The organism is Methanofastidiosum sp. (assembly GCA_035362715.1).
Classification (GTDB): Archaea; Methanobacteriota_B; Thermococci; order Methanofastidiosales; family Methanofastidiosaceae; genus Methanofastidiosum.
This window is the reverse complement of the sequence record DAOSDU010000014.1, coordinates 1-11666: the sequence shown is the minus strand read 5'-3', so window position 1 is coordinate 11666 and position 11666 is coordinate 1. Positions and strand designations below refer to the sequence as shown.

Here is an 11666-nt window from a genome sequence, read left to right as displayed (position 1 = left end):
ACTCACCTATCGAGTGATTCTGTAAGCTTTTCAAATTTAAATACTTTATAAGGGCATGATGATTGACATTTTAGACATGCCTCGCCATTGCATCTTTCAGAGAGTATTCTTATTTTGAAATACCCTTCTTCTATTTGTTCTACCTTTAAAGCTCTTTCGGGGCATACGTTTTCACATTTTTTACAACCTATGCAACCTTCAAATTGTGCAAATAATTCTACCCCAATATGATCTATGACTTTTAATTCTTCTCCAATGTCAGGTATATCCCTTTTGACGATTTTGTTTATCTGCAAATCGCCCTTCACAGACGGCAAATGTTGAATATTGTTTAGAGTGAGCATCTCATTGTATTTTTCCATTGACATTCCTTGTTCCCAGTATGCAAGTTCTTGAACGTATATATCAGTAAATATTTTTGAAGTGGCGAACATAATGTGTTTACTTCTTATTTTGTCAGCAAGCTTTTGTAATTCTTCTAAAGTATAGTTTTCAACTAAAACATCATAAGCTAAAAGTAATGATGTATTCCCCACCTGATACACGTTTTGGATTGTTGGCGGGATAAGGCCTATCTTTCTTGACTTCATTGCGTCAACATATGTTCCAGAAGCCCCACACATATACATAGTTTTTACTTCTTCAAGCTTTATCCCGGCTTCCTGCGCAAGAGTAAGATGACCTGCCCTAATAGCACCAATTGCTTTTCCTGCTTCTTTTAGATCGTCTTCTGTAAAGTAAATATTCTCATCGAGTCTTAATCGTCTAGTTTTTGTATAAATATATGGAAGCTCTATAACTCCAGTTTCAAGACCTGCATAAATTACTGAAACAACGCCTGTACCAGTAATCCCAATTGGCTGAACATTAGATAATTTATTTCCCCTGAACTCTTCTTTCCATAAATCTAAAACTCTAACGCTTTGTGGCATCATGTTCTCATCAAGTACTAATGTATGCCACCCAAAATCAAGAACAACGTCAGATATTGCACCGGGAGATGCGAGCATGCCAGAAGAGATCTCTTGACCTTCTAGTGCCGGACCTGACGCTGCAGAGCCAGTAAATATCTTATCCCCAACTTTCAAGGCCATTTCGGCATTAGTTCCGTAATCTGTTACTAATGATATCTCCTTATTATCTAAAAAATTACTCTTCAACATCATTGCAAGAGCATCAGCACCAATCTCATGTTTTATGGCTGGAGGTATAAGAACATCAGCGTCCACCCCTTTGATTCCTAACTCTTGAGATGAAACTACTTTAGCATTTCTTGATTGAATCTCTATCTTTTCAGCTTCGAGATACTTAGGATCGGCATATGCCAAATCTTTGATGCCAATCCCTTCAAATAAAGAAAGCTGAATAGGATTTCCACAAACGGCAATTTTTTCAATGCTACCAAGATCAATGTTCATTTGACTAAGAATCCTTTCAAACGCATTAACCATTAATTTGTGAGCTATATCTTCACTAACCTTAATCGCAAAGTTAAGGTGGTCCATCACGTTTGCGCCTGGTAATGGATGTCTTAGTGTAATAGCAGTTCTCAAAACTTTCTTAGTTTCTAAATCGACAAGCTGAACTCTAAATCCACTTGTGCCTATATCAAATGCAATGCCTTTTGACATATTATCATCCCAGATTAATATAATTCAAATCTCATAAACTAGCTATCCCCTTTTTAATCTTTCGGAATAAAGGTATAATATTTTTTAGATGATCATATGTTTATTTATTTTAAAAATAGGATAGATTTTATAATGAACAATTTTCAAAAAATTATAGAATAATATTTCTTATAGATTAAATATTTATTCATTATTTAAATTTATTACTAATAAACTAGTAAGCACTCTAACATATAACACCGAAAAATATATAAATGGTCTTTTAAAATGACAATCGGATAAGGTAACCTAATTTTAAACCTTGTCTAATTAATCCAGGAGGAATCTTTTTGGACAAAAAAGAAAGAATATATAAGACATTAAGCCAAATCGTGGGCGATGAGAAATGGGTTTCTAACAGTCCTGTTGACTGTTGGGCTTATTCCTACGATATGACATACAAAAGGCCACAGATGCCAAATTACGTTGTTCTCCCAAAAACGCCAGAAGAAGTACAGTCAATTCTTAGGCTTGCAAACGCTGAGAAAATACCAGTAGTACCATTTACAGCCGGTACAAACATTGGTGGACTCTGCGTTCCAGAACAAGGCGGTATCTTGATGGATCTTAAGAGAATGGATCAAATTCTCGAAATCAATGAAGAAGTAAGATTTGCAGTTATAGAGCCAGGTGTAAGCCAGGCTCAGTTTGCGCAAGAGCTTTTCAAGAGAGGATACAGATTTGGATGGCCAGTAGGTCCACCATCTGCATCAGTATTGGCCTGCGCAATACACCACGGAATTGGTGGAATGAGCGGCAGATACGGACTCAACAGTAACCACATTACCGGTATGGAAGTAGTAAGACCAACTGGAGAAATCCTCATGTGTGGATCTCCTGCAATAAGAAGAGACTCATGGCAAAGCTGTATGCCTCTTCCAAGATTTGATGGTCTTTTCACAGGAACTCTTGGAACAACAGGTGTTGTTACAAAGCTAGGATTATTTATACCCCCAGTACCTGATTATGTACATATTGGAACTTTTACTGCAGATGACTTAACTGACATGGAAAAATTCATGAGAACTTTCAGCAAATACGAATACTCAGACGATCTTACTGCAATCTCATGGTGGCTTAGCCAAGTACCAATTCCTTACCCATACATTGAAAAGCCAAAAGGTGCACCAGAATGGTCTGGATACACAACACTATACGCATTTACAGAAAAGGAATTAGAAAACAAGATTGAAGTTTTCAATAAAGTTATAAAAGACCTAGGTAAGCAAGGTAACACCATAAAGGCAACAGAAGTTCCTGAAGAGTCAAAGAAAGGAAGAACTCAACTACCATCCCAGATTGTAGGTTCAACAAAGAACTACTGTAAGATGGGTGGTGGAGGAATAGCATGGCCTGGAACATTTACACCTTCAAACAGATGGGTAGGTGTTTACAACTTATGGAAGGAAATATACACAAAGAAGGCCAAGATTGCATTATCACCATCAACAAGAGTTACAATGTACCGTGGATGTCACTATGGTATGTTAAGGATTATGACTCCATTCCCAAGAGACAGACCTGAAGAAGAAGCAAACGCCGCTTGGTGTGTCAGAGAAGCTGCAAAGGTTCTAATTGATGCTGGAGGTATCCCATACAAGCCACCAACTGATTTCGCTAGAGAGATTAACAAGAGAGCAGATCCAGGATGGATAGACCTTATTTGCGATATTAAAGACATGCTAGATCCAAACGGAATTATGAACCCAGGTAAATGGGGAGTAAGGTGATACAAATGCCAAACAACTTTAAAGACCTAAAGTGGTACTCACAGTTCTTTAGAAAATGTAGTAAGTGTGGAACATGTAAGTCTGCATACTCTTACGGACCACCACCCACAAATGCAACAATATGTCCTCAGGGAGAATACTTTAAGCTTGACTCCTACTACGGATCAAGGTCAAAGGCATTCCATGGACATGCAATTCTAGAAAATAAAGTCGATTTGACTGACCCATCTATACAAGAAGATATGCAAAAAGTAATTTTCTCTTGTACAGTTTGTGGTGGATGCCAGACCCAGTGTCTCCTTGATTACAAACCATGGATTTGTGATTACATTGAAGAAATGAGACACCACCTAGTTAACAGAGGAATTGGACCAACAAAAGCAGAGAAAATGTACCAAGAAAAGGTTATAAAAGACCACAACCCATACGGCGAAACACACTCTTCAAGATTCAACTGGTTAAAAGATGTAAAGGATCTTAAGACAGACGGTAATATGGTTTACTTCGCAGGATGTACAGCATCCTACAGAAGAACTGAAATTGCCAAGTCAACAGCCAGTGTTTTATCAAAACTTGGAGAAGACTGGGGCGTAATGGGAGAGAACGAATACTGCTGTGGTTCACCATTGTTAAGAGCAGGGCTTAGAGAAGAGCCAGAAAAACTTGCTCAGCACAATGTTGACTACATTAACGACCACGGATTCAAGACAATTGTTACAGCCTGTGCCGGATGTTACAAAGTTCTTTCCAAGGAATACGAAAAATGGTGGGGCTTAAAGCTTAAAGCAAAGGTCATGCACACATCAGAATACCTCGAAGAAAAGATGAAGAAAGGCGAACTAAAATTAAACAATATATCTGCAACAGTTACCTACCACGACCCATGCCACATGGGAAGACACATGAACCACTATGAAGTGGACATGGAAGGAAAGAAGCAATGGAAAGGTTCATTCATCCAGATTGACAAGCCAGGTCTATACGAAACACCAAGAAATGTACTTAAAGCCATACCAGGCATTAAGTTTAAGGAAATGTACAGAAACAGAGACAACTCATTCTGCTGCGGTGCTGGTGGAGGTATAAAATCTTCATTCCCAGATGTAGCTCTTGAAACTGCAAAGACAAGAGTGAGAGAAGCAGAGGGCGTAGAAGGAGTACAAAAGATTGTAACTCCATGTCCATTCTGTGTCACAAACCTTGGTGACGGTGCAAAGGCCCTTGGTTCCAAGATGGAAGTCGTTGACCTTATACAGTTAGTCGACCAAGCTCTTAAGAAATAAATTAATAAAATATTTTATTTTTTATTTTAAATTTTTATATTAGGAGATTTTTATGAAACCTGAACATTTTGAATTTAAATCAAATAAACCCGATGTCTTTTCAGATATATATTCGACAAAATCATTAGGCAATTATGCCAAGTTTGAACTAGAACTTAGAGATGAGGCAAATAATTTGATTAAGGAAGGGGAACTACACGTTCAAGTACTTTCCGAATTATTCATGCCCCTAATTGTAAAAAGATTTAATCCATTTGAAGGTAAATTATCATTAACAATAGGTAATGAACACATTAAATTATGTGAAGCTTTCTTTTTAATTCGATTTAAATCAGAAAAGATCATAGACATAAGTAAATCAAAAATGGATATAGAATTTGTAGATGATATTTAAAAAGAAAAAGTTTATTTTTTTAATTAAATTTTATCAAGTGCAGATTTTAAATCGTTGATAAGATCTTCATAATTTTCAATTCCAACTGAAAGTCTTATCATGTTGTCTGTAATCTCGGCATCTTTTAATGATTTTTCGTCAACTTCTGAGTGTGTCATTGCTTTGGGATGCTCTATTAAGGATTCTGTGCCCCCAAGACTTACGGCAAGTTTACACAATTTGACATTATTTAAAAATTTAAAAGCCTCTTTCTTTCCGCCCTTGATATAAAAAGATAATAAAGACCCAGGACCTTTACACTGTTTTTTGTATATCCTATATTGTTCACTATTCTTATCGTATAGCTCAGGATAAATCACTCTTTCAACTTTTTGGTGGTGTGATAAAAATTCAGCTATTTTTATCGCATTTTCCATCTGCCTTTGCATTCTTATGTGAACAGTCTCCAATGACCTTGCCATAAGCCATGCATCAAATGGATTTCCGTTTGTTCCTATCATGCCCCTGATTCCTTTTACCTTGGAAATGTCTTCTTTTGATCCAAGAGCGGCGCCAGCAATAATATCTGAATGTCCGCCGATGAATTTTGTTGCAGAATAAAGGACTATGTCAACTTTCTGCTCAAAAGGAGACTGGAAAACTGGCCCCATGAATGTGTTATCTACAATAACTTTAGCACTAACTCCTTCCTTTTTTAATTTGTCCCTTATTTTTACTATAGCTTCTACATCAATCATTACGTTGTTAGGGTTTGCAGGCGTTTCAACGTAAAGAATAACTGATTTTCCCTTAATTTTATCTTTAAATGAATTTATCTTGGTTTCCATTAATTTTGGAGTATCTGATCCAGCCTTGACATGTAATGTGGACACTCCCATTTTCTCAAAGAATTCTTTGAAAAGAAATTCAGTTCCCCCGTAAACAGGGTTTGTATAGAATATATAGTCTCCGTTTTTTACAAATGCAAGTAAAGTTGAAGTAATTGCCGCCATCCCAGAGCCAAAAATAGCTGCGGCATCAGTTCCCTCCAATAGAGAAAGTCTCGCCTCTACAATATCAAAGTTTGGATTTGAAAATCTAGAATATACAAATCCTGCATCACCTTTATCAAGCCCTAGTGCAACTCTAATAAAGGATTCCCCTTCTTCGGCACTTTTGAATTTGTAAGTGCTTGTTAAAAATATAGGGGGTTTTACTGCACCGTTATACTTTAACGGGTCATAGCCCTTACTTATAACAACTGTTTCTTTTTTCATTTAATCACTCTCAACATTATTCCAAATATTTATAAAGAAGATTATAAAAGTTTCTTTTATGAAGTCTGTTGGGAGGGTTCTCCATTCAATCGGCCCTCTTTTTATCTTAAGGTCAAAAAAAGTCAAAATTAGAGATATTGGTGCCGATGCTTATGTGGGGGATAAAAGAATTGGCAAGGTCATAGAGCTATTTGGACCAGTAGAGGATCCCTATGTTAAGATTGTCTCTAGAAGAGACATAAAAGATAGAAAAAGTTTTGTTGGAAAAGATGTTTCAATTAGATAGAGATTTTGAGGTCTTTTATGAATAACATCGTAAAGACACTATTGGTATTATTCTTACTTATTTCCTCATTCTCAGGATTTAATCCTGTTTCTGGGCAAGATGCAGGGTATTTTATTGAAGTATTGCCTTCCTTGTCGATAGCTACCCAAGATGACATTCCAAGACTTGTGGACCTTGCTTCAAAGAATAACGTCAATACAATTTACTTACACGTTAAGAGAGGTACAGGTGCAAATCCTTCGCCTGGAGTAGTTTTTTACAATAGCAGAATCGCCCCTACGTTTTATAATTTTGATGTCCTATCAATAATGATTGAAGAGGCCCATAAAAAAAATATAAAAGTATATGCTGTTGTTCCAGTTTTTTATGATGTGATTGCGGCCAATAAAGGTTTTGCGTCTGAGGGTCCTCAGTCTGAAGGTTGGGTTTGTCCACAAACAGGTTTTAATTATGAAAAAAGTATAATCGATGAGGTAACAAACGGATACAAAGTCGATGGGATAGTTTTGGAATACTTTGGAAATCCAAATAATCTAAACTGTCAATGTTCTGATTGCATTAGAGAATTTTCAAGAAGGTATGGGGTATCTGCTGAAAGATTAAATTTAGAAACAGAAAAACTAAACAATTCAGAATTATGGGTTAAATGGAATATATATCGTGCTGATGAACTTGTAAAACGTTTGGAGATATTATCACAAGATATAAGAAATAATAAGAAAATGGAACTAGGTATCATTATACCCCCCACAACTTATAGAGATTACTTTGAAAATACTGATTTTGGAATTGATGCAAAAAAGATAGGAGATTATATTGATTTTTTGATATATAGGCGCCAGGGGCTGCCTTTAGAATATGTTCCCGATGCCACTAATGGCTACAGCCTTCAATATGAGGGGGATATATATGTTACAGTGGAAAACAAGGATATCGGACTACTGAACTTAGTATATTCTGGATCAGAATATACATCAGGGATTATATATTTCCAGAGGGAGCCTTGGACTGCCCAGAGTTTTGCAAGAATAGCTAAATCAAGGGCAGAAACCACAAACATATGGGCGGTAAGAGTTGATTCAAGAGAGTACTTCAATCTTGATCTTGATTCATACGTTACTATTTGGAAAAATAACAATATTAATACAGTAATAATCAGTGCAGGCAGGCCATACGCAATTAATTTTAGATGGCCGGGACATGAAAAGGAATACAGCTCTTTAGTTCAATTGTCAACTGGTGACCCATTAGAAAAAATGATTGACAAACTGAAAAGTGAAGGATTTAAGGTCGTAGTTTCTTTTAGCCTGAATAGCCCTGAATACATACAGGCCAATCCTGGTTCTGCTGCACTTGATTATGTATTTTCTAGAAGCTCTTCAAAAGTTTCGATGGTTGAAATAACTCAAGGCAGTTATGGTAAATATTACATAGATACTATTGAACATATAATAAAAAATTATGATATTGATGCGATTTTAGTTACTAATGGAGATTTTTACGAATATAGTTATGACTCTAGATCTGAGGCAGAATATCTAAAATACATGAACTCAAGAGGAACAGTAATTTACGGATGGCCTAAGAGAGGCCTAGTAGTCAATATTGATGACAGCACCATCACAAATTGGCAGAACTTTGAGATGGAAAAATTTTATTCCACACTGAAGAACAGAGTAATTAATTACGAAGTTGAACTGTGGATATCCGCAAAGACTGATGAAAAGGACCCAAATAATCTGTCTAGAAAATATGGCCAAGATCTAAACATGCTAAACAATTATGCGACAAGAGTAGTTGTGACTGCTCCCCTCACAGACGACATAGCTAGCAAGAACAGAAACTTTGCAGATAATCTGCGTGAAGAAGGTATTTCTTATGTATTAGACGTCCCTTTGATAAAAGGTGCTAGTTCTCCAGTCACGAAAGATGAATTAGAATTAATAATGCAGAATTCAATAGATGGCGGAACAAAATACACATTATTATCTTCCAACTATTTGATAAACGAAGATATGTGGAGTTCAGTTTTGAAACTATCGTTGTATAAAGAAATAGCCAACTTAAATGACACCCAACTCATGAACTTCTATAATGAAGGTCGCTATGATTTTCTAATAGAAAGGGTTGAGGAGATAAAAAAGATAAAGGAAGACGAAATTACAAACTTAAGAAATCAGTCAAAAACTAAGATTAAAAATCTAGACAATATTATAGAGAACATTGAATCGAAACTTAGCGCTACAAAAAATTTAGGATTTGATACTTCACAAGTGGCGGAAAGGTGGGATTTTGGCAAAAGAGAATATAGTATAGCTAAAAATTCTTTTATAGAGGGTAGATACAAAGAAGCTCTTGAAAGCTCAGACAATGCGGAAATAGTTTTGAGTCAAATTAATTACATACTTCAAGGAGAAATCGACAAGGTTTATTCTTCAAGGATGTTTATAGGTTTTACGGTAATTATAGTGTTTATTATTTTCTTGTTTCTTATTTATTATTCCAACAGATAGTAAAAAGAATTAGTTTTAAATATCCCTTTCTTATTTGTTAATTATAAATCTAAAAAGATTTACAATAGTTTAAGTTGTGATTTTTATGGTTAAAGATATTATTTTTGGATTGACAGAGAAAAAGTACAGATGGATTCTTTTATTAACTCTTGCATTAGTATATTTTTTTGTTTACTTCCACAGAGTATCCTCCGCAGTTATATCAAAGGATTTGCTTCAAGAATTTGGAGTGTCTGCTCTCTCTTTAGGACTTTTATCTTCTATGTATTTCTATTCATATTCTTTATTTCAAATACCGGTAGGGATATTTTCTGATACTTTGGGACCAAGAAAAACAATAGCCTTTCTTACAATCTTTTCTGCTTTGGGATCTTTCTTATTCGGAATTGCCCTGAACTTTAACATGGCTCTTGGTGCAAGGCTAATAATTGGACTTGGTGTCTCCGGTGTCTGGATACCTGCACTAAAACTATTCTCCACATGGTACTCGAAGAGGGAATATGCCACAATGGTTGGAGTTTTACTTGCAGTCGGAAATGTGGGGGCACTTTCTGCGTCATACCCACTAGCCATGATTTCATACGAATTTGGTTGGAGATTTGCATTTTATATTATTAGTATAATCTCAATATTTCTTGCCATTATAGCCTGGGTATTCATAAGGGATTCACCTGCACACTATTTGAACAAAAATAAGGAAACAAAAACATCAAACTCAGTTCCTAAGCGACAATATATTTCTAAAGAACACATTAAATTGATTTTTAGAAATAAAGATGTCTGGATACTATCTATTTGGCTATTTGTAGTATATGGGGCTCTGCTTGCTTATCAGGGATTGTGGGCTTATCCTTATTTCAGGGATGTTTTTAATCTATCTAGGGGTGCTTCAGGTTTTATCCTAATGTTTGTCAGCATTGGAATGCTTATAGGGTCCCCCTTTGTAGGGTACTTTTCAGATAAGATTATGAAAAGCAGGAAAAAAGTAATAATTATTTGGCTTTCTTTGTTTATACTACCTTGGATACTGATTTCATTTTTCACCGCACAAATCAACGTAAGCCTTCTTTACTTACTTTCTTTCTGGATGGGATTCTTTGGATGTGGAAATGTGGTAGTATTTGCAATTATAAAAGAGCAGTTCCCGTTAGAAATAACTGGAACAGTCCAGAGCATAGTTAATGTTTTCCCATTCGTCGGCGCAGCTTTCTTTCAGACATTTCTTGGATTTATATTAGATATTGTTGGAGGATTTGACGGGGTATACCCCGTGGCCGCTTATAGTCTGGCGTTCAAATTTGTATTTGCCTTTGTTATCATAGTATTTATTATGTCATTCTTCGTTAAAGAAACATTGACAACAGATTAGATTAATCGGAGATATGACATGAAAGTCAATGCAAAAAGAATTGAAAATGACATAGAGCAAATAAACAAATTTAATTCAACTCCAGGTAAAGGCCTAAGCAGATTGACATTTACAGACGAGTATATGGGCGCAATGAATTACATCTTCAAAGAACTTGAAAAGGTAGGCGCAGAGATACAAATAATGCGGGGAGGAAACATAAGGGCACGATTAGAAGGTAGTGAAAAAGATACACCTTCGGTAATGGTCGGCTCCCACATAGATAGTGTCTTTCACGGCGGCATGTTTGACGGCGTTGCAGGAACAGTGGCGTCATTAGAGGTCTTGAGGACTATTTCTGAGAATAATATTTCTCACAAAAATCCAATTGATTTTGTCATATTTGCAGAAGAGGATGGCTCAAGATTTTCTTCCGTTCTTTTGGGAAGCAGGATATGGGCAGGCAAGGTAAAAGATGAAGATTTACCAAAGATTTTAGATAAAGATGGAATAAGCTACTTTGAAGCAATGAGTAAATCAGGCCTTGTTCCAAAGGATGAATCAGTTCTGGATGGGAAGAAAATCAAGGCCATGATTGAGGTCCATATTGAGCAGAGTAGGGTTCTTGAGAGTAAAGGCCTTTCAATTGGTATCGTTGAAACAATTGCTGGAATAAAGCAGTTAGAAGTAACAATAGAAGGTGTTTCAAATCATGCCGGTGCAACTCCGATGAATCTAAGAAATGACGCTCTATGCGGGGCAGCAGAAGTAATTTTGAATGCTGAAAAGTTTGCTTCAAATAAGGGGACTTCAGTTGCAACAGTTGGTCTTGTTGAAGTCAATCCGGGAAAAAATAATATAATCCCTGGAGAAGTCAGATTTACCCTAGATATAAGGGACAAAGACGATGTTACTCTAAATGAAATAACGGACAGTATAATCAATTCAATTGACTCAACATGCGAAAATAGAAGCCTTACTTATAGTATTAAACAGGCGTCTTACACTAAACAGTTCTTTTATCTAAAAGGGTAGTTGAAGTAATAGGGAATTCTGCCAAAAATCAGGGCGTCGATACATTGAAGATGGTAAGTGGTGCCGTTCATGATTCATCAGTTATTGCAGAATTAGCTGATGTCGGTATGATCTTTGTTCCTAGCAAGAACGGTAGAAGTCACTGCCCAGA

General features: G+C 36.1%; 9 protein-coding genes. 7 read left to right on the top strand and 2 right to left on the bottom strand.

Annotated elements, in window-relative coordinates; all coding sequences use genetic code 11:
• Window positions 1-2: 2 nt before the first annotated feature.
• Window positions 3-1631 (bottom strand): methylamine methyltransferase corrinoid protein reductive activase, encoded by a 1629-nt coding sequence (locus tag PLI06_08345; GenBank protein HOI77600.1) that lies wholly within the window; start codon window positions 1629-1631, stop codon window positions 3-5.
• A 329-nt stretch (window positions 1632-1960) separates the two neighbouring features.
• Between PLI06_08345 and PLI06_08340 the strand changes: the two genes are divergently transcribed.
• From PLI06_08340 to PLI06_08330, 3 genes are read left to right on the top strand one after another with little or no spacing between them, the layout of a single operon-like run.
• Window positions 1961-3400 (top strand): FAD-binding oxidoreductase, encoded by a 1440-nt coding sequence (locus tag PLI06_08340; GenBank protein HOI77599.1) that lies wholly within the window; start codon window positions 1961-1963, stop codon window positions 3398-3400.
• A 5-nt stretch (window positions 3401-3405) separates the two neighbouring features.
• Complete coding sequence (locus PLI06_08335; GenBank protein HOI77598.1) at window positions 3406-4683, top strand: (Fe-S)-binding protein; 1278 nt, start codon at window positions 3406-3408, stop codon at window positions 4681-4683.
• A gap of 52 nt (window positions 4684-4735) precedes the next feature.
• Entirely contained in the window at window positions 4736-5077 is a 342-nt protein-coding gene (locus PLI06_08330; protein ID HOI77597.1) for a hypothetical protein, read from the top strand.
• A 23-nt stretch (window positions 5078-5100) separates the two neighbouring features.
• Here the strand turns inward: PLI06_08330 and PLI06_08325 are convergent, their stop codons facing one another.
• Window positions 5101-6333: an aminotransferase class I/II-fold pyridoxal phosphate-dependent enzyme gene (locus tag PLI06_08325; protein ID HOI77596.1), complete on the bottom strand. Its 1233-nt coding sequence runs from the start codon at window positions 6331-6333 to the stop codon at window positions 5101-5103.
• Window positions 6334-6391: 58 nt separating this feature from the next.
• Here PLI06_08325 and PLI06_08320 point away from each other — a divergent pair, with 58 nt between their 5' ends.
• From PLI06_08320 to PLI06_08305, 4 genes are all read left to right on the top strand, one after another.
• The gene (locus tag PLI06_08320; GenBank protein ID HOI77595.1) at window positions 6392-6619 is read left to right on the top strand and encodes a hypothetical protein; all 228 of its coding nucleotides are present in this window, start codon (window positions 6392-6394) and stop codon (window positions 6617-6619) included.
• Between the two features lie 17 nt (window positions 6620-6636).
• The gene (locus tag PLI06_08315; GenBank protein HOI77594.1) at window positions 6637-9132 is read left to right on the top strand and encodes a hypothetical protein; all 2496 of its coding nucleotides are present in this window, start codon (window positions 6637-6639) and stop codon (window positions 9130-9132) included.
• An 85-nt stretch (window positions 9133-9217) separates the two neighbouring features.
• Window positions 9218-10501, top strand: a complete 1284-nt coding sequence (locus PLI06_08310) for an MFS transporter (GenBank protein HOI77593.1) — start codon at window positions 9218-9220, stop codon at window positions 10499-10501.
• A gap of 18 nt (window positions 10502-10519) precedes the next feature.
• Window positions 10520-11515, top strand: a complete 996-nt coding sequence (locus PLI06_08305; protein ID HOI77592.1) for a Zn-dependent hydrolase — start codon at window positions 10520-10522, stop codon at window positions 11513-11515.
• The last annotated feature ends 151 nt before the right edge of the window (window positions 11516-11666 follow it).